The sequence below is a fragment of the Shewanella sp. 10N.7 genome, from assembly GCF_020806285.1.
Classification (GTDB): domain Bacteria; phylum Pseudomonadota; class Gammaproteobacteria; order Enterobacterales; family Shewanellaceae; genus Shewanella; species Shewanella electrodiphila.
Map to the genome: position 1 here is coordinate 17088 of NZ_JAJGZS010000007.1, position 19854 is coordinate 36941.

At 41.3% G+C, this 19854-nt stretch carries 16 protein-coding genes; 4 read left to right on the plus strand and 12 right to left on the minus strand.

All coding sequences use genetic code 11. The features are described from left to right. Positions 1-62: 62 nt before the first annotated feature. The 4 genes from LMH66_RS05965 to rlmD form a co-directional block, all read right to left on the minus strand. A complete protein-coding gene (locus LMH66_RS05965; RefSeq protein WP_102526952.1) occupies positions 63-1700 on the minus strand; it encodes a CTP synthase in 1638 nt (545 codons plus the stop codon). A 251-nt stretch (positions 1701-1951) separates the two neighbouring features. After that, complete coding sequence (gene mazG / locus LMH66_RS05970) at positions 1952-2791, minus strand: nucleoside triphosphate pyrophosphohydrolase (RefSeq protein WP_229368919.1); 840 nt, start codon at positions 2789-2791, stop codon at positions 1952-1954. Between the two features lie 99 nt (positions 2792-2890). Then, complete coding sequence (relA, locus tag LMH66_RS05975) at positions 2891-5098, minus strand: GTP diphosphokinase (RefSeq protein WP_229368920.1); 2208 nt, start codon at positions 5096-5098, stop codon at positions 2891-2893. A 302-nt stretch (positions 5099-5400) separates the two neighbouring features. Next, positions 5401-6783 (minus strand): 23S rRNA (uracil(1939)-C(5))-methyltransferase RlmD, encoded by a 1383-nt coding sequence (gene rlmD, locus LMH66_RS05980; RefSeq protein ID WP_229368921.1) that lies wholly within the window; start codon positions 6781-6783, stop codon positions 5401-5403. Positions 6784-6884: 101 nt separating this feature from the next. Between rlmD and barA the strand changes: the two genes are divergently transcribed. From barA to recN, 4 genes are all read left to right on the plus strand, one after another. Then, complete coding sequence (barA, locus tag LMH66_RS05985) at positions 6885-9713, plus strand: two-component sensor histidine kinase BarA (protein WP_229368922.1); 2829 nt, start codon at positions 6885-6887, stop codon at positions 9711-9713. Further along, positions 9706-10317 carry a YjaG family protein gene (locus LMH66_RS05990; RefSeq protein ID WP_229368923.1) on the plus strand — a complete coding sequence of 204 codons (612 nt, stop codon included), beginning with the start codon at positions 9706-9708 and terminating at the stop codon, positions 10315-10317. Before barA ends, LMH66_RS05990 begins: the two co-directional genes overlap by 8 nt. 345 nt (positions 10318-10662) lie before the next feature. Continuing rightward, positions 10663-11628, plus strand: a complete 966-nt coding sequence (locus LMH66_RS05995; RefSeq protein ID WP_229368924.1) for an AEC family transporter — start codon at positions 10663-10665, stop codon at positions 11626-11628. Between the two features lie 138 nt (positions 11629-11766). Then, a complete protein-coding gene (recN, locus tag LMH66_RS06000; protein WP_102526945.1) occupies positions 11767-13425 on the plus strand; it encodes a DNA repair protein RecN in 1659 nt (552 codons plus the stop codon). Between the two features lie 152 nt (positions 13426-13577). Here recN and LMH66_RS06005 read toward each other — a convergent pair whose 3' ends face one another. The 8 genes from LMH66_RS06005 to nrdR all read right to left on the minus strand — a co-directional run bounded on the left by LMH66_RS06005 (position 13578) and on the right by nrdR (position 19702). Continuing rightward, the gene (locus LMH66_RS06005; protein WP_102526944.1) at positions 13578-14069 is read right to left on the minus strand and encodes a phosphatidylglycerophosphatase A; all 492 of its coding nucleotides are present in this window, start codon (positions 14067-14069) and stop codon (positions 13578-13580) included. Then, positions 14069-15025, minus strand: a complete 957-nt coding sequence (thiL, locus tag LMH66_RS06010; protein ID WP_229368925.1) for a thiamine-phosphate kinase — start codon at positions 15023-15025, stop codon at positions 14069-14071. The genes LMH66_RS06005 and thiL overlap by 1 nt, the downstream gene beginning before the upstream one ends. 93 nt (positions 15026-15118) lie before the next feature. Further along, positions 15119-15523 carry a transcription antitermination factor NusB gene (gene nusB / locus LMH66_RS06015; RefSeq protein ID WP_076543020.1) on the minus strand — a complete coding sequence of 135 codons (405 nt, stop codon included), beginning with the start codon at positions 15521-15523 and terminating at the stop codon, positions 15119-15121. A gap of 14 nt (positions 15524-15537) precedes the next feature. Then, entirely contained in the window at positions 15538-16017 is a 480-nt protein-coding gene (gene ribE, locus LMH66_RS06020; RefSeq protein WP_055023789.1) for a 6,7-dimethyl-8-ribityllumazine synthase, read from the minus strand. Positions 16018-16138: 121 nt separating this feature from the next. Beyond that, entirely contained in the window at positions 16139-17242 is a 1104-nt protein-coding gene (gene ribBA, locus LMH66_RS06025) for a bifunctional 3,4-dihydroxy-2-butanone-4-phosphate synthase/GTP cyclohydrolase II (RefSeq protein WP_229368926.1), read from the minus strand. 55 nt (positions 17243-17297) lie between these two features. Continuing rightward, positions 17298-17954: a riboflavin synthase gene (locus LMH66_RS06030; protein ID WP_102526941.1), complete on the minus strand. Its 657-nt coding sequence runs from the start codon at positions 17952-17954 to the stop codon at positions 17298-17300. Positions 17955-18050: 96 nt separating this feature from the next. After that, positions 18051-19196 carry a bifunctional diaminohydroxyphosphoribosylaminopyrimidine deaminase/5-amino-6-(5-phosphoribosylamino)uracil reductase RibD gene (gene ribD / locus LMH66_RS06035; RefSeq protein ID WP_229368927.1) on the minus strand — a complete coding sequence of 382 codons (1146 nt, stop codon included), beginning with the start codon at positions 19194-19196 and terminating at the stop codon, positions 18051-18053. 56 nt (positions 19197-19252) lie between these two features. Next, on the minus strand, positions 19253-19702 hold the full coding sequence (nrdR, locus tag LMH66_RS06040; RefSeq protein ID WP_102526939.1) for a transcriptional regulator NrdR: 450 nt from the start codon (positions 19700-19702) through the stop codon (positions 19253-19255). Positions 19703-19854: the final 152 nt, after the last annotated feature.

Genomic DNA, 19854 nt, shown 5'->3' on the forward strand with positions numbered 1-19854 from the left:
ACCAAGTTGGAATCTGCCATGAAAAAAAAGCCATTGATGGAGTCATCAATGGCTTTCGTTATTTAGCTTGCTTCACCTTTTTGATGCGCTGCAGCTGCTGCTACAAAGCCTTCAAATAAAGGGTGACCATCACGTGGTGTTGAGGTGAACTCTGGGTGGAATTGACCAGCAACAAACCAAGGGTGGTTTGGTAACTCAATCATTTCGACTAGCTTGCGATCAGATGATAAACCACTGAATATCAGTCCCGCTTTCTCTAAACGCTCAACGTAGTTGTTGTTCACTTCAAAACGGTGACGATGACGCTCAACACAGGTATTCGAGTTATAAGCTGCAGCAGCTTTTGTGCCTTCAGCTAAATGACATAGCTGGGCACCTAAACGCATTGTGCCGCCTAAGTCAGACTCTTCATGGCGAGTTTCAACATTACCTTCTTCATTGATCCACTCAGTGATCAAACCAATCACTGGGTGCTCAGTTTTAGAGTTAAACTCAGTAGAATGGGCATCTTCAAGTTTAGCAACATGACGAGCAAACTCGATAAGCGCAACTTGCATACCTAAACAAATACCGAAGTAAGGAATGTTGTTTTCACGTGCGTACTGAGCCGCAAAAATCTTACCTTCAACACCACGCTCACCGAAACCACCAGGAACCAAAATGCCGTCTAAGCCAGTTAAGACTTCTGCACCTTTGGCTTCAACAGTTTGTGAGTCTACATATTGAATGTTTACTGTAACGCGGTTTTTTAGACCTGCATGTTTTAATGCTTCATTAACTGACTTATATGCATCAGGTAATTCAATGTATTTACCCACCATACCAATGGTGATTTCACCAGTTGGGTTAGCTTCTTGGTAAATAACATTTTCCCATTCTGATAAATCAGCTTCTTTACAATCAATGCCAAAACGCTTGATCACTAATTCATCAAGGCCTTGTGAGCGAAGTAAAGCTGGGATCTTGTAGATACTGTCTACATCTTTTAATGAAATAACCGCTTTTTCTTCTACATTACAGAATAACGAGATTTTCGCTTTTTCGTTTGCAGGAATTGCGCGGTCACCACGACAAACTAAAACGTCTGGTGCGATACCAATTGAGCGTAACTCTTTTACAGAGTGCTGTGTTGGCTTGGTTTTAATTTCACCCGCAGCGCCCAAGAATGGCACTAAGGTTAAATGCATGAATAAAGTGCGATCACGTCCTAGCTCAGCACTTAATTGACGAATAGACTCTAAGAAAGGTAGTGATTCAATATCACCCACTGTGCCACCGATTTCTACGATAGCAACATCATGGCCTTCACCACCTTCAAGCACTTTTTCTTTAATCGCATTAGTAATATGCGGGATGACCTGAATAGTTGCGCCTAAATAGTCACCACGACGTTCTTTACGAAGCACTTGCTCATAAATTCGGCCTGTAGTGAAGTTATTACGACGATTCATTTTGGTGCGAATAAAACGTTCGTAATGACCTAAATCTAAATCAGTTTCAGCACCGTCTTCAGTAACGAAAACTTCACCATGCTGAGTTGGACTCATGGTTCCTGGATCAACGTTAATGTATGGGTCCAGTTTCATAATGGTTACATTGAGGCCACGCGCCTCTAAAATTGCTGCTAGAGATGCTGCTGCAATGCCTTTACCTAGTGATGAAACAACGCCACCAGTTACGAAGATATACCTTGTAGTCATGCTGAACCTGAGAATGTGAGTTTGAAAAATACGTGCTTGTAAGAAAGCACTAGGACGGGGCGACATTCTACCAAATTAGCCCGATAACAACAAACAATAAACTCATAAAATTGCGTTAATAACGTTTAATTAGCCAACAGCTTCATTCAATGCGATTTTTAGATTAATAACATAACCGCAGTTATCGCTACAATGCGATTAAACCAACTAACAATGAAGTCACCATTAGCATCAGCTTTACTTTGCAAAAGTTATTTTGCTTTTTCCTGCTGTTTAACCTTGTCCCAGTATGCATCTAGCTCTTCTAAAGAATGTTCATCGATTGATTTACCACTTTGCTCGGCACACGCTTCTACGCCTCGAAAACGTCGTTCAAATTTTTGATTAGCTTGTCTTAAGGCTTGTTCTGGCTCTACGCCTAAATGCCTTGCCATGTTTGCAACGGCAAATAACAAGTCGCCCATTTCATCAACCACTCGCTCGTGGTACTTTTCTGGCTCAGTATTAAGGTGCTTTGCTTCTTCCATCACCTCACCTATTTCTTCGTGCACTTTCGCCACCACAGGCGCTAAATCAGGCCAATCAAACCCGACCTTGGCCACCCTTTTTTGAATCTTAATTGCGCGGTTCATTGCGGGTAGAGTGACAGGAATATCAGCCAATAATGAAAACTGCTGTTTTTGCTCTCGCTCAGACTGCTTTATCGCATCCCAAGATTGTTTAACCTTTTCAGCACTTACAAGAGCAGAATCTGTATTATCAGTAGGAAACACATGAGGGTGACGCCTCGTCAGCTTGTCACAAATCTTCTCGACCACGGTTGAAAAGTCAAACATGCCCTGCTCTTTCGCTAACTGACAATAAAACACCACTTGAAATAACAAGTCACCTAATTCATCAGGTAAGGAGTCAAAGTCAGCTTGTTCGATTGCATCTGCAACTTCATATGCTTCTTCGAGGGTAAAAGGCACTATCGTCTTAAAGTTTTGCTGTTTGTCCCATGGGCAACCAGTTTCAGGATCTCGCAGCTTTTCCATGATGGTTAAAAGCGGTTGGATAATATTGTCAGTTTTCGATTGGCCTTTTGGCATGGGGAAATATCCAATTAATGAGCGGGATTAAACAAAAAGGTGGTAAACCTAATGATTTACCACCTCAATTAACAACGAGCTTATTACAAGCTTTAATCTTTATAGACGTCTTGCTTCTATTACGCCTTCAATTTGGCCAAGCTTAACTAATATACGGGACAAGCCATCGAGATTATAAAGTTCAAGCTCCAGATCTACCGCTGCAGTTTGATTCTTTTCATCTGATGTAGAGCTCATCGCCATCACATTCGACTTTTCTGCTGCCAACACGGTAGTCACATCACGTAATAAACCGCTTCTGTCATGGGCACTGACTTGAACCTTAATCCGATAACCACCAGAATAATTCTCGCCCCACACCACTTCAACACTTCTTTCTGGATGAGCGCGCATTAACTCTTTCACTTGTGCGCAATCACTGCGGTGAACCGACACGCCGCGTCCCATTGTTATATAGCCGAAGATTTCATCACCAGGAACCGGTTTACAACAGCTGGCAATATGGCTGAGTAGATTACCCACACCATTCACTTCAACTTGCCCCTTACCTTTACGAGGCGCTCTGGTATGCGAGCGTTTAATGATTTCTTCAACAATTTCTTGCTCTGAATTTGGCTCTTTACGCAAGCTGGTTTCAATAAAGTTAACCACTTGATTAAGACGTAAATCGCCACCGCCAATTGCTGCTAACATGTCGTCCATGCTGTTCATGTTAAATCGTTCTACCGCGACTTGAGCATCTTTAATTTTTAACGATACTCGCGTCAATTCAGCTTCAAGTAATTCTTTACCTGCAACCATATTTTTATCGCGATCTTGTTGCTTGAACCAATGTTGGATTTTAGAGCGTGAACGCGACGACTTAATGTAGCCTAAATTAGGGTTTAACCAATCACGTTTTGGGTTAGGATGCTTTGAGGTAATAATTTCAATGCGTTCACCCGTTTCGACTTGATAAGTAAACGGCACGATACGACCATCCACTTTAGCGCCAATGCACTTATGTCCCACATGCGAGTGAATATAATAAGCAAAATCAAGCACCGTTGACCCTAGCGGTAAATCAACCACTTCGCCATTAGGGGTAAAAACATATGCTCGGTCCTCAAAAACCTGACTACGTACTTCTTCAACTAAATTGCCGGTTTCAGCAACATCTTCTTGCCAGAGTAAAATTTTACGTAACCAGTTAATTTTCTCTTCATAGCCACTTTGCTTACCACCAGCTGTGCCTTCTTTATACTTCCAGTGCGCTGCAACGCCAAGCTCAGCATCTTGGTGCATGGCTTCTGTACGGATTTGGATTTCGACCGTTTTACCTTCAGGGCCTACGACGACGGTATGAATTGACTGGTAGCCATTGGGTTTAGGATTAGCCACATAGTCATCAAATTCACGTGGGATATGATGCCAAAGCGTATGAACGACACCTAATGCGCCATAACAATCCTGAAGTCGGTCTGTGACAATACGCACTGCACGTACATCAAACAGTTCATCGAACTTAAGATCTTTGCCTTTCATTTTGCGCCAGATACTGTAGATATGCTTTGGACGGCCATAGACCTTAGCGCGGATCTGATCAGCATCTAATCGCTCTTGTAACTGGGTCACAAATTTATCAACAAATACTTCCCTGTCGACACGCTTACCGTCGAGCTGTTTCGCAATATCTTTATAGACAACGGGGTGAAGATAGCGAAATGAGATATCTTCTAACTCCCATTTAAGTTGACCTATACCCAATCGGTTTGCCAATGGCGCATAAATGTCTGCGACTTCACGGGCTACAAGCACACGCGTTTCTTCATCGACATTTTTAATTTCTCGAAGTAAACGCAAACGCTCAGCAAGTTTTATCACTACAGCACGAACATCCTCTACCATTGCCAAAAGCATTTTTCGAATATTGTCTATTTGCGGCTCTGCAGTACGAGAATCTTGGCTGACTTTTAATGCCCCAATCGCTTCCATTGTCACCACACTGGCGACAAGCTTACTTAAATTTTTACCGAATTTTTCTTCAATATCTTCAATCGACAAAATGCCTTCATCATGAACGATGAATAACAAAGAGGCTTGGAGCGTTTCGATGTCCATGTTTAAAGGCGCAAGGATTTCGACCATTTCGCGAGCACGATCTAATAAACCGCGATGTACATCAGGTGAAGGAGTTGGCAGCGCATCTAACTGTTTAATAAGATCCAGCAACATTTGGGCTTCCTCGGCATTATCAATATAACGCGTCACCCATTCGTCGATATTGAAATCGGCTGAATTAAAATGTGCTTCTCGAACTGAGACCATAATTAACTTCCTTATTGGTACCTAATTGCTACCAGTACTAACAAACCAGCTTAAAAGTTCAATAAACTGGTTATTGCAGATGCGCTCTACATTATTACAAAAGAATCATCTTGAATGTTCAGTAATCTATGTCAAATTATTATTAATCATTTTACAAATTCTTACTGAAAAAACCGATATCAGTACAATGTTTCATCGTTTTCTAGTTAAAACAAGATTAGCGTATATCAGATATCAATAATAAAGCATCAAGTTACTAACGAATGTTCTACAGGCAACACATAGTACACCTAAGCGATGATTCACTTTATTTCGAACAAGGCCATGGCTTCAATATGATGTGTTTGAGGAAACATATCGAGCATCATCAATTGTTTTAGTTTATAGCCTTGATCTATCAATACTTGACTGTCTCTGGCTAAACTTGCTGGATTACACGACACATAAACGACCTTCTTAGGCTTCATTTTAGAAAGCCATTGTAAACTTTCATATGCCCCTGCTCTGGCAGGATCAAGCAGTAACTTATCGATACGTCCAAGCCACGATGCTTCTGATAAATCAGCGCTCAAATCGGCATGAAAGAAACTTAAATTGGTTAAATTATTATCCAGTGCATTTTGTTTTGCTTGAGCCACCATTTCAGGTACGCCTTCAACACCAATAACATCTGCAGCTTTGGTAGCCAGTGGCAAACTAAAGTTACCAACACCACAAAATAAATCTAAAATACGCTCATTCGCTTGGGGGGCTAGCCATTCAATAGCTTGCGCAACCATTCGTTGATTAATATCGGCATTAACCTGAACAAAATTACCTGGGCTAAAGCGGCAATCCACTTGCCCATCAGCTAAACTGTATTGCGGCAATTCAATTCCTGCTTGGTCTGATGCTGTATCATCTGAAACTGTATTTGACGGCACTGAATATAACCCATGAACTTGACTATCATTATCTTGCACAAGCAAGTTAATGTTATGCGATGCAGCGAAATCAATCAGTAATTGCTCATCAGCGGGTTTTAATGCTTTAGTTATTCGCAATACAGCAAACAAACCGTTCTCAGCTTCTGTGAGTTCTAAATGGCCTAAGGTCGTTTTAGCCTGTAATTGATTGAGCAGTTTTGTAAACGGCGTAATTAATGCTGATAGAGGCTTAGCAAGTACGTCACACTGCTTAATTTGAACAATGTCACTGCTATTAGCAGCCCGAAACCCTAGTTGTAATTTCTTGGTTTTTTTATCAAATAATGTCGCTAAACGAGCACGACGTCGATAATGCCACTCTTCACCGATGACAGCGTCAGCTACCATCGTTGAATCGACATTAATGGCCAATTTACTCATTAAATTGGTTAACGCTAATTGTTTATGGTCACGCTGTGCTTCTATGTCCATATGCTGTAAATCACAGCCTCCACATTGCTGATAATGTGGGCATTGAGCGTTTACGCGATGAGGTGCTGGTTTATCAACCTTAAATAATTTGGCCTTGGCATATTTTTTCTTTTGCTCAGTCAATTGAGCTGTCACTGTTTCACCAGGAAGCGCACCCGGTACAAACACGACTTTCCCGTTATGTTGTGCAATACCTGCACCGAGGTGATCGAGTTGTGTTACCGTTAAACTCAACTTTGCTGATAACTGCTTAGTCTTGTTTGGTTTTGCTTTAAAAAATTGCGCCATTTTGGCCTCTGGTTTTGAATAAATCACTAGTCAAGAGTGCTGTATTTCTGGCAATCTAGACAACATAATGAATAAAAGTCTTTAGGAATAATAACTTCACGATGAATACTGCTAACAACATGACCAAATACAGCCTCCGTTCTTGGGTGCTCGTACTTGCGTTAGCGCCTACTGTTATGGTGGGTATTCTACTTGGAAGTTACTTCACCATAAACCGTTTTTATGAACTTGAAGAAACCTTAATAGCCCAAGGTCGAAGTATTGTCGAACCTTTGGCCATTGCCAGTGAGTTTGGCTTAGCGACTGAAGACAGAGAAGCCAGCAAACGATTACTGGCAGCATCGCAGCTGAGTAACTCATCTTTAATTCATTCAATTGCGATTTTTGACAATGATAACCAATTATTCGTCACCTCCCATTATCACAAAGATTTTGAAAGTATGCGCTATACCAGAGCGCTTGAGTCACTGATTGCTAGTCAGTACGAAACCATTGATGACACTATGGTGATCCGTGTACCCATTATTTCCCATACTGGCATCAATCAACAAAATACCAATTATATCGCTACAGCTTCTCCAGCAAAAACCGTCCCCCCTACGATAACCAATGCTGAAGGTCAGCAGATCTTGGGTTATATCTCGATATTGTTGAATAAGGAAAACGCCTTACTCGAGCAGCATCGCGCTGCGATAGCGGCATTTGTCATCGTTTTGATTGGTGTGCAGTTGAACTTATTTTTCACGTTTAGATTAGTAAAACACGTTAACTACCCTATTACTGAAATGGTACGAGTGGTGGCTAAAATTCGCGAAGGCAAACTTGATACTCGATTAGATGGCCAGCTTATTGGCGAGCTTGATTTATTGAAACGTGGTATCAATGCCATGGCGAGCTCCTTATCTGAATATCATGATGAAATGCAGCAAAATATCGATCAAGCAACTTCTGATTTACGTGAAACCTTAGAACAAATTGAAATTCAAAACGTTGAATTAGACTTAGCTAAAAAACGCGCATTAGAAGCCAGTCGAATAAAATCAGAGTTCTTAGCAAACATGTCTCACGAGCTACGCACACCGCTTAATGGTGTGATTGGTTTCTCTAGGCAGTTAATCAAAACCCCTTTGCATTCAAGTCAGCTTGACTACATCAAAACCATTGAGCGCAGTGCCAGTAACTTACTCGGTATCATTAACGACATTCTTGATTTCTCTAAACTTGAAGCGGGTAAAATGGTGCTTGAGAAAATGCCATTTGCATTAAGAGAAACCATTTCTGAGACGGTCAGTATTGTATCGGGTAGCGCTCAAGAGAAAAAAATCGAATTAGTCATTGATATAGATGATAACGTACCAGAAAGTGTCAGCGGCGATGCCATGCGTGTTGGCCAAATCATGACAAACTTAATCGGCAACGCGATTAAATTTACCGACCAAGGTAGTGTGGTATTAAAGATTCATCTTGTTGGCCAAAAAGATGAAAACATTACCTTGCGTTGTGAAATCATAGATACCGGCATCGGTATTGATGAAAGCCAGCAAGAATATTTATTCCAGGCATTTGGTCAAGCTGACTCTTCAATCTCGCGACGCTTTGGCGGAACTGGGCTTGGGCTCGTCATTACCAAGCGCTTAATAAACCAAATGGGCGGTCAAATTGGGTTTACATCCACGCCAAACAAAGGGTCCACGTTCTGGTTTATGCTGCCGCTAGAACTTAGCCAATTCCATATTGGCGAAGTGATTCATTTAGACTCCCTTCGTGATAAAACGCTATTATTGTTTGAAGCTCGTGAATTGACCCGAGATATGTTCAATCGTCGCTTTGAGGCATGGGGCTTACATTTAACTTCTGTAGGTCAAGTTAACCATTTAGCGTCAACACTTTCGTCAAGCAAAATTCACTACGACTATATTTTGATTAGTTGTCATGGCTTTAATGATAACGAACAATTACTCGAGTTCTTAAAAATTGCCAGAGAAAAAACGGCTTGCTTAGTTTTGCTCCATGACTGCATAGAACAACAAGAAATACTCAATCAGGCATTACGCCCTAATACTGATATTTTGATGAGCATGCCAATCAGTGACTATGATTTAGCCAATCAGCTTATCCATCCGCCAACCCAAACGGCGTTATTAACAGAAGTTAGCCAAGAGGTTGTTTTCGAGCGCAAGAATTTAAGCGTGCTCGCTGTTGATGACAACATTGCCAACCTAAAACTCATCGACACATTGCTAAAAGAAATTGTCGTTAATGTCATTTCTGTCAATAACGGTGATGATGCGGTCAAATACGCTAAACAACAATCCTTTGATGTCATCTTTATGGACATTCAAATGCCTGGCACCGATGGCATTACTGCAACCAAATATATTCGCCAAGAGTCACAAAATAGAAATACGCCAATTATTGCGGTCACAGCTCACGCCATTGCGGAAGAACGAGAATTGATTTTAGGTAGTGGTATGGATGGTTATTTGCCAAAACCGATTGATGAAGCAGCGCTAAAGGGGGTGATTAATCGCTGGATCAATAAACCTAAGTTTACCCACTTTGATATGCACACCTTGAATTGGGAACTATGCTTAGCTCAAACCAATCAAAAACCAGACTTGGCAATTGAAATGCTGCAAATGCTTGTGGACTCATTACCTAGCACTATCATAGACATCGAAACCGCCATCAAAAATGCGGATCATCAACTCATGATACAAACGGTACACAAGTTACATGGCGCCAGTTGTTACTGCGGCGTTCCCAATACCCAAAAGCTTTGCCAAGAGATAGAGTCATCACTGAAGAAAAAAATCAGCCTTGATGATCTAGAACCGGAAATACTAGAGTTACTTGACGAGCTAACTAAGGTAGAATCAGCAGCAAATCAAGTGATATCACAGTTATCAGCGGATGTTCCCAATGAGTAATCAACCCGGCTTTTTTAAACGTTTAAAAGCGTTATCTTTACCTCAAAAGCAATTATTTGCGACTGCACTTTGTCAGCGTATGCTGCCAAACTACCAACTTTTTTCTGAAGTATGTGAATTTGGCGAGCCAAAAATGCTCAGCACTGTATTAGATTTGCTTTGGCAATCTCAGTACGATAAAAAACTTAAATTTAACTACGATATCCATTTACAACGTCTTGAAGACAACACGCCTGAGCCAAGTGACTTTGAAGCATACGGTGTCTATCCAGCAATGGACGCAGCAGTGGCATTAACAACGCTTCTAGGCGGCATTCAAGGTAAAATAGAAGAAGATATTACTAACATCAGTAAACTGTCTTCAAGCACTGTAGCCAATTATATCGAAGCAATCAGTGTTGAAGAACTTCAAGACGAGCTAAACGAAGAAGTAGTCGAAGAGTTTGTTTTCAATCATCCTGTTATGAAAGAAGAGAAAGAGCTTCAAGGGATGTTGTTGGATATTGTTGAAGCTAATCCAAAAATATCTGCTGAATTTATTAAAGAGTTACGCAAAGAAATTGTCGATGCTGGTGTATCAAATATTGGCATTAGCGCTCAGTAAATAGCTAAAAGGGACGCTGTTTAATCAGAGTTAATAGTGGGAGTGATGCCAGCAACACTCCCTTTACTTCTTTGAAGGTTTTTATCATCTAAAGTAAGACCTTAATCGCATTTTCTTTTACGTTATTTCAAGTAGACTCATTTAATAGAATCGAAATTAAAGGCTATGACTCATTCAACTTACAGCCAAAACTTCTTGTATTACCTACAAGCTATTGAAGGTTGCGCTCGATTAGTTTCACCTTAATATTTACAACATTATGATTGAGTATTTTATGCTTGAATCGCAAAACACTCACGACTAGCGCCTATCATTATCACTTTACTCATTAACAAGGATTGAGGGATGCCCAGTATTCTTACCCCTCTTATTGCCGTTTTCGGAATCATGCTTTTAGGCTTTATTATACAAAAGCTTAAAGTCTTGCCACATGATACTGACTTTACCCTTAATGAATATGTTTACTATGTTGCCTTCCCTGCAATACTGTTTATTGCCTTAGCCGAAACTGACATTGATGAAATTTTACAATGGGGGTTTATTGCATCATTTGGCATTACAATGCTCGTTACCTATTTTGTCACAGCTGTCATCTCGTTATCAGCTGATAAAAAGCAACCTGCATTAGCTGCTATCAGGGGGCTTAATACCAGTTTTGGTAACACAGCCTTTATCGGTATTCCTCTGATGATGATGCTCTATCCAGGAAACAACCATGCAATTACAGCAGCTGCGATTGCCAGTTTATTATCAATTGTCATGTTTGCCTTTGTGATGGTAAGCATGGAGCTCGACATTAATAAGCAGCAAAAACGTCATCCCATTATTATCATGCTAAATGCACTCAGCAGTAATCCAATCGTAATAGGCTCTGTACTTGGGGTCGCAGCTTCAGCGCTTAAGCTCCCTATTCCTGACAGTCTAAGCGTGATGATGCGACTTATCGGTAATACATCTAGCCCGTGTGCGCTGTTTGCAATCGGTATGGTGTTAGCCAAAGCCATGCATGGCGGCGAAGAACCCTCAGAAACTAGACACCACATTGCTATCGAAATGACCGTGCTAAATATGTTAAAGCTGGTATTTCAGCCCATTATCGCATACGCCTTGTTACGGTATTTTAATGTTGATACTGAGTTGCTTATCATGGGCGTTATTTTGGCGGCGCTTCCTACTGCAGCGAGTGTTTACTTACTTGCCCAACGCTATCAAACCTATGGCTTAGCCAGTGCTAAATGCATTTTAATCAGTACAATCGCCACCTTTATTACACTGCCTATTATTGAGAAGTTACTCCACAATATAAACTGAGCCAGCTTATATTATTGTTTACATGGAGATTAAAATCCTCATAACAGAAATCAACAACCAGTACTTTACTGTATAAAAAAACAGTGTAAACTGTTTATAAATACAGTGGTTTGATGATTATTCACACAAGGATTGATTATGCTTTGCCAATTAAGCATTAATAATTTCGCGATTGTACGTTTTCTTGAACTCGACTTTAAAGCCGGCATGACCAGCATTACAGGTGAAACAGGTGCGGGTAAATCGATTGCAATAGACGCCTTAGGTTTATGCTTAGGTAATCGCGCTGATGCCAATACAGTGAGACCTGGTGCCAATAAAGCTGAAGTGAGCGCACGCTTTACAATAGATGATGTGCCATTTGCCAAACGCTGGCTTGAAGATAACGATCTTGATGTCGAAGATGAATGTATATTACGTCGAACCATCAGTGCCGATGGGCGCTCTCGCGCTTACATTAATGGTAACCCTGTACCACTTTCGCAGTTAAAAACACTTGGACAACTATTTGTTGGGATCCATGGGCAACACGCACACCACGCAATGCTAAAAAGTGAACATCAACTCACACTACTCGATAGCTACGCCAATCATAAGTTATTGCTTGATAGCGTGACTAAAAGTTATCAGCGCTGTAAAAATGTTGAAAATGAACTCAAACAATTACAACAGAATCAACAAGAGCGCATCGCACGAAAACAACTGGTGCAATATCAAGTTGAAGAATTAGATGAGTTTGCTTTAATACCTGGCGAGTTTGAACAAATAGAGCAAGAACATAAACGCTTAGCAAACGGCACCGACTTAATTGAAAGTTGTCAAAGCGCACTCCAATTGCTCAGTGAAGATGACGAACATAATATTGAATCTTTGCTTAACCGCGCTGTGACAGTCGCTGACAGCTTACAGAGCTTTGATCCTACACTTAAAAACATTGCTGAAATGCTCAATGAAGCTTTAATACAAGTCCAAGAAAGCACTAGTGAAGTGCAGGATTATCTCAGTAGAATTGAGTTAGACCCTGAACATTTTGCCTTTCTTGAGCAGCGAATATCTAAAGCAATGCAACTGGCTCGCAAGCATCATGTGCAGACCGAATATCTAGCTGAGCACCATGGGCAGTTAAAAGCTGAACTATCAGAGCTCAGTAGCGATGCAAGCCGTCTAGATGAGATTCAGCAACAATTAGATGACAGTAAACTCGCTTATATTAAAAACGCACAGAAACTCAGCCAAAGCCGCCAACGTTATGCCAAAGAGCTCAATAAACTGGTAACTCAGTCAATACACGAGCTAAATATGCCTAAAGGCAAGTTCAATATTGCGGTTAACTTTAATCCTGAGTCACAGTCATTAATGGGCAGCGATCAAATAGAATTTCAAGTAACCACCAACCCAGGCCAGCCCTTACAACCTATTGCTAAAGTGGCATCAGGTGGTGAGTTATCTCGAATAGGCTTAGGTATTCAGGTCATCACGGCTAGAAAAGTTTCAACCCCAACATTAATATTCGATGAAGTTGATGTGGGTATTTCTGGCCCGACAGCAGCGGTTGTCGGTCGAATGCTTCGTAGTTTGGGGGAATCGACCCAAGTTATCTGTGTGACTCATTTACCACAAGTTGCCGGTAATGGTCATCAACATATGTTAGTGAACAAGTTTACCAAAAGTGGTGGCACTGAGACTCAAATGAAACCGCTTGATAAAGAGCAGCGCATCAGTGAGTTAGCAAGGTTACTGGCGGGTGATGTTATCACTGAAAATGCACTCGCAAATGCGCGAGAGCTTTTACACTGATTAAGTCAATCTTGCTCGATAACAAGCCGCAATTAGCACTTATTTATCAAACAAAAAAGCCACTTAATGTGGGCTTTTCTATTTTTTACTTATTGAAACGAAATTTTAATTTACTGAAAGTAATGTTGCTTTCAATAACTGTTTAGATGGCTCTATACGAAATAATAAATCGCCTGCAAACAAACTAGAGCAAAGATACCAGCTAAGACATCATCAATCATAATCCCAAATCCGCCATGAACCTTTGCGTCTAACCAACGGATAGGCCAAGGTTTAAGGATATCGAAAAAACGAAACAATGCAAAACCGATGACAAGCCATATAAGCCCAGCAGGCGCAGCTATCATGGTAATCATTAAGCCTGCAACTTCATCCCAAACAATGGCGCCATGATCATGTACGCCCATATCTTTTGCAGCTTTATCACAAATATAAAAGCCCACCAGCGTGCTGATGAGAGTAATAATAATAAAAGCAGTCAAACTTAAGTGGCTCATTAAATAAACCAATGGCACAGCGGCAAGGGTGCCAAATGTACCCGGTGCTTTCGCAGCAAGACCACTACCAAAACCCAGCGCCAAGAAGTGTACTGGATTTTTTAAAGACAGCTTTAATACTGCCGGATCAGTAGATAAAAATTTCATTAAAAATGCTCAAAGTTTTTCGCGTCTAACTCAAAAGGTTGTCCATCAGATACAAGTCGTAATTTATCACCGGCACAAATTTGGCCTATTTTGACAAACTTAACCCCGGCGTGGAGTAAGGCTGTATCTAATGCGCCTCGCTGGGCTTCTGGTACTGTAAATAATAGCTCATAATCTTCACCGCCTGTGAGTGCGTAATTAATTGCTTCATGTTTACCTACAGACTCAAGAAGTGATTTGGATAAAGGCAATTCATTGACATCAATAATCGCACCGACATTGGAGGCTTTTAAAACATGCTTTATATCTGAATTTAATCCATCAGATAAATCAATGGCACTGGTAGCCAATGAACGCAGAGCTTGACCGGCAATAATTCTAGGCGTTGGATGATAATGTCGGTTTATCAAAAATTCTTTATATTGCAGATCAACTTCTTTGTTGCCCAGCAATACATCTAAACCTAAGGCTGAATCGCCTAACGTGCCTGTCACATAAATCCAATCACCGATTTTTGCGCCACTACGGGTTAATGCTTTACCGGTAGGTACTTGACCGTGAATAGTGATGTTAATACATCGAGGGCCACGAGTGGTATCTCCACCAATTAAGCTGACGCTATAATATTCTGCAGCTTCAAATAAGCCCTCACTGAATTCTTGTAACCATTGGTTATCAACATCAGGTAAAGTGAGCGCTAATGTCATCCATGCAGGGTCTGCGCCCATTGCGGCTAAATCTGACAAATTAACAGCCACAGATTTATAGCCTAACTCGTGAGCTGGCATGGTTGGCAAAAAGTGAATATTTTCGACGAGAGTATCGCAAGAGATCGCGATGGATTTATTTTCTGCTGGTTGCACTATGGCGCAATCATCGCCAATACCGATATGAACATCACGGCGCTGTTGGCCTTTATCACGGAAAAATTGTTCAATAATTTGGAATTCTTTCACGATAAATCTGGTACGGTTGCCCGCCCACCTATATGTTTTTTAGAAGTATCTGAGTGATACAAAAACGGTATCCGAAGATACCGTTTTCATTTATTACTTGCGAGTAACAAGCTTATCTAGCATACCATTGACAAACTTATGGCTGTCGTCGGCACCAAACGCTTTCGCTAACTCAATACCTTCGTTGATAGCCACTTTATATGGCACATCTTTACGATAAGTTAATTCATATGCAGCTAAGCGCACAATGGCTTTTTCAACTGGGGATACATCTTCAATATCACGATCTAAGTGAGGTTTTAGAAGATCATCAAGTTGAGTTGCTTTCGTGGCTACACCTGATAGCAATTCACGAAAATAAGCTACATCAACACCGTTAATGTTTTGCTCAGTTAAAAATTCATGTTCAACATCAGCAACGTTATTCTTGCTTAATTGCCACGAATAAATAGCTTGAACAGCTAAACGGCGTGCCTTACGGCGCTCTGAAGGCTTCATTACTTTTCCTACTACTATACCAACTGTTGTTCTAATTCTTGCAGAACGTTAACCATTTCAAGTAGGCCAAGGGCAGCTTCTGTGCCTTTATTACCTGCTTTAGTACCAGAGCGCTCAATTGCTTGCTCAATAGTATCTGTGGTTAACACGCCAAATGAAACTGGGATATCAAACTCTAAAGCAACTTGAGCTAGACCCTTGTTACATTCACCTGCAACTAAATCAAAATGCGGAGTACCACCACGAATCACTGCACCTAGTGCAATGATACCGTCAAACTTTCCACAAGCAGCAACACGACGTGCAGCAAGTGGTAATTCAACAGCGCCAGGAACACGAACAACAGTAATGTTGTCATCTTCAACCTGACCAAAACGTTTTAGTGTATCTATTGCGCCATCAAGCAGACTTTCAACTAAAAAACTGTTGAAACGCGACACAACGATCGCCACTTTGGCATTTTTTGCTTCGATATTACCTTGAACTACGTTCATTATCTTACCTAAATTAGCTAAAGCACCCAGCTCTGGGCAAAAGTGGCGATATAATACCACAGCAAAATGCCCTGAGTCCTGTGCAATTAATGATAAATGTTAACTTCACTAAATTAGTGAATTATTCTGCAATGTAATCAGTAACTTCTAAACCAAAGCCTGATAACGAATGGTAATGTTTCGGTGAGCTCAATAGGCGCATTGTGCTAACACCAAGACTAGATAGAATTTGTGAGCCGATACCGACTTTACGAGAGGTTCCTTCCCATTTAGCCGCTGTGGGTGCTTGACCATTATCTTCAGCTTCAAAGGCTTTGACTTTGGCTAGCATTTCACTTGAATGTTCTTCATGGCCTAACAAGACTAAAACGCCGCCTTCTGAAGCTATACGTTCCATGGCCTTATCAAGTGGCCAACTGCGCTTTTGATCTCGTTCTGAATGTAATAAATCGTTAAACGTATTCTGTAAATGAACGCGTACTAAACTGTTCTCTTCAACGTTTCCTTTAACTAACGCATAATGTAATTGGTTATCGATGGTATCTCTGAAAGTCACCATGTTAAATTCACCAAAGCGTGTCGGCAATTTACATTCTGCTTCGCGCACAACTGTGGTTTCTTTGGTATTACGATATTCAATCAAATCAGCGATAGTTCCCATTTTGATACCATGCTTTTCACTGAATACTTCTAAATCAGGACAGCGCGCCATAGTGCCATCATCATTGAGGATTTCAACAATCACTCCAGACGGCTCAAGTCCAGCCAAACGCGATAAATCACAGCCAGCTTCTGTATGGCCTGCGCGAGTTAACACACCGCCATCTTGTGCCATCAATGGAAAAATATGTCCAGGTTGAACTAAGTCAGCCGCTTTAGCCTCTTTTGCCACTGCTACTTGAACTGTCACTGCGCGATCGTGAGCTGAAATACCTGTTGTAACACCGGTTGCCGCTTCAATTGACACGGTAAAGTTTGTCGAGAACTGAGCGTTATTATTGGTCACCATTAATGGCAAGTTTAGTTGCAGGCAACGCTCTTTAGTCATAGTTTGACAGATTAGACCACGGCCGTAAGTCGCCATAAAGTTAATTGCTTCTGGCGTCACCTTTTCGGCAGCCATAATCAAATCGCCTTCATTTTCTCTGTCTTCATCGTCCATCAAGATAACCATTTTACCTTGGCGAATGTCTTCGATGATCTCTTCTATACTATGTAGTGCCATGTTAAGACCTTTGTGTTGTTATTCCCGATATTTGCAATAAAGGGTAAAAATAGGGTTATCGCATAAATCCAGCGTTGGCGAGCATTTCCATAGTGACCCCACCACCTGAAGTTGTTGGCTTTTCAGGATTCATTAAGCGCTCTAAATAACGAGCAATTAAATCAACTTCAATGTTGACCTTATCACCCGCTTGTAATGCTGTAAGTGTTGTTTCAGATGCTGTATGCGGCACAATCGTTAATCGAAAGCGGTGCCCATCTATTTCATTCACTGTCAGACTAACGCCATCGATGGTAATTGAACCTTTATGAGCAATGTAATGAGCAAGCTCAGCTGGCGCCGCTAACCAAAATTCAATCGCTTTTCCGCGGACACTTCTTTGCTCAACAGCGGCTATGCCATCTACATGACCACTGACCATGTGACCGCCAAGGCGAGTTGTCGGCAATACCGCTTTTTCTAAATTAACTTTTTGACCAACGTGATAATTAGCAAAGCCTGTCAGTGCCACGGTTTCTGCCGAAATGTCAGCAACGTATCCGTCAGCAAGGCATTGGACCACGGTTAAACACACACCGTTAGTGGCAATACTATCGCCTAACTTCACATCAGATAAATCCAGATGACCACTTGCTACGTTTAGGCGTATATCATCACCTTTACGCTCGATTTTTCTTAATGTGCCTAAGGCTTCAATAATGCCGGTAAACATAATGACTCACTTGTATTAATTTCGGTTCAATTTAATCAACTTGGCCAGTGCTTGCTCATGCCAGCAATTACAGCCTATTTAAGCAAGTTGATTCTGCTAGAGACTAAATATCATACGTTGATCTGCACCTATGCGGCGCGAATCGACTAATTGTAGCTCAGGAATTTGTTCCATACTTTGATAGTCATTCAGTTGTAATAAATTACGCCCGTGACTACCTAAAATTTTCATTGCTTGATAAAGGTAGAGTTCATCAGCAAGCTTTGCATCTAACACGCTACCCGCAAGGGATGCGCCTGATTCAATCAAAACTGAGTTGCATTGTTTACCTAAGTAAGTAAATAACGCATGTAAATCAACGCGTCCATCTTCATTTGCGGCAATAGTGATACAACTAACATGATTGTTAAATTTTTCTCTTGCTTCTGCGGCATAGTCGACACAAGAAACCAACAGGATAGGCGATGGGATATCAAATAATTTGAATTCACTTGTTAGCCTTGCGCGGCTATCTAAAATCACCCTAAGAGGTTGTTGTAGATCTGCGGCCGAAACTGAGTTTTTCAAGCTGCCAAGTTGTTCATAACGCACATTCAATGAGGGGTCATCAGCCAATACCGTTTCAACGCCTGTCACTAAGGCACAATGACGAGCGCGAAGCTTTTGAACATCAGCGCGCGCATCAGGTCCAGTGATCCATTTGGAAACACCATTTGAAAGCGCTGTTTTGCCATCAATACTGGCTGCCAGTTTAATCGTAACTCTAGGCAGACCCGTGGTCATTTTCTTGGTGAAGCCTAAGTTTAATAGCTTAGCTTGCTCAGTTAGCAAACCTATGTCGACTTGAATGCCCGCTTCTTTTAATAAACGGATTCCATTGCCAGCCACTTGTGGGTTCGCATCCACTTCAGCAATCACAACCCGTTTAACCCCTGCCTCGATTAAGGCTAAAGCACAGGGCGGCGTTCGGCCATAATGACTGCACGGTTCAAGGGTGACATAAGCAGTAGCCGATGATAGTTTTGTTTGATTTTGCTTCGTCTGTACATCTTGAAGCGCATGAATTTCAGCATGTGGGCCACCCGCTTTAATATGGTACCCCTGACCAATAATGTGATCGTTTACAGCAATGACACAGCCAACATTTGGATTTGGACGCGTGGTATAGCGCCCTTTCTCTGCCAATGAAATGGCAAGGCTCATCATTTCAACATCAACTACTGACCACTGAGACATAGACACCTACTTGAAATAGCCGCAGCAAATGGCCTCTGCGGTATAAAAAATGGAAACAGGAATTACTTTTGTAATTTAGCGATGGCTTCGCCAAACTGTGAAACGTCTTCAAAGGCGCGATAAACAGACGCAAAACGTATGTACGCTACTTTATCTAATACCATCAATTGTTCCATCATCAGGTTGCCAATCATTGCAGAGTCAATCTCGCGCTCACCTGTACCACGTAAGGTCGATTTAATCTTAGAAAGTGCTTGTTCAATTTGATCAATCGATACCGGACGTTTTTCAACCGCACGCAGCATACCGCCACGTAGCTTATCTTCATCAAACGGTTGACGGGTGCCATCTTGTTTAATGACCCGTGGCATGACTAATTCTGCACCTTCAAAGGTGGTAAAGCGTTCATGGCACAATGTACATTCCCGACGACGACGGACTTGATGGCCATCAGCCACAAGACGAGAATCAATCACTTTGGTATCTGTCGCGCTACAAAATGGGCAATGCATATTCGCTCCTGAAATAAAAATAAAATGGCCGTAAGCACAAAGTACTTACAGCCATTAAAGTTTATCCTATTTACTTTATAAGGTTAACCTTATCATTAAGATTATCCTACTTAGTTCATATGGATGATATGTCTAAGCTGATGTTGAAATGC

Coding starts and splice junctions, on each gene's coding strand:
- LMH66_RS05965 (WP_102526952.1), bottom strand. CDS start 1,700: ATGACTACAAGGTATATCTTCGTAACTGGTGGCGTTGTTTCATCACTA.
- LMH66_RS06030 (WP_102526941.1), bottom strand. CDS start 17,954: ATGTTTACCGGCATTATTGAAGCCTTAGGCACATTAAGAAAAATCGAG.
- mazG (WP_229368919.1), bottom strand. CDS start 2,791: ATGCCAAAAGGCCAATCGAAAACTGACAATATTATCCAACCGCTTTTA.
- ribBA (WP_229368926.1), bottom strand. CDS start 17,242: ATGGCACTACATAGTATAGAAGAGATCATCGAAGACATTCGCCAAGGT.
- LMH66_RS06005 (WP_102526944.1), bottom strand. CDS start 14,069: ATGAAATTTTTATCTACTGATCCGGCAGTATTAAAGCTGTCTTTAAAA.
- LMH66_RS05995 (WP_229368924.1), top strand. CDS start 10,663: ATGCCCAGTATTCTTACCCCTCTTATTGCCGTTTTCGGAATCATGCTT.
- nusB (WP_076543020.1), bottom strand. CDS start 15,523: ATGAAGCCTTCAGAGCGCCGTAAGGCACGCCGTTTAGCTGTTCAAGCT.
- nrdR (WP_102526939.1), bottom strand. CDS start 19,702: ATGCATTGCCCATTTTGTAGCGCGACAGATACCAAAGTGATTGATTCT.
- recN (WP_102526945.1), top strand. CDS start 11,767: ATGCTTTGCCAATTAAGCATTAATAATTTCGCGATTGTACGTTTTCTT.
- rlmD (WP_229368921.1), bottom strand. CDS start 6,783: ATGGCGCAATTTTTTAAAGCAAAACCAAACAAGACTAAGCAGTTATCA.
- LMH66_RS05990 (WP_229368923.1), top strand. CDS start 9,706: ATGAGTAATCAACCCGGCTTTTTTAAACGTTTAAAAGCGTTATCTTTA.
- barA (WP_229368922.1), top strand. CDS start 6,885: ATGAATACTGCTAACAACATGACCAAATACAGCCTCCGTTCTTGGGTG.
- relA (WP_229368920.1), bottom strand. CDS start 5,098: ATGGTCTCAGTTCGAGAAGCACATTTTAATTCAGCCGATTTCAATATC.
- ribE (WP_055023789.1), bottom strand. CDS start 16,017: ATGAACGTAGTTCAAGGTAATATCGAAGCAAAAAATGCCAAAGTGGCG.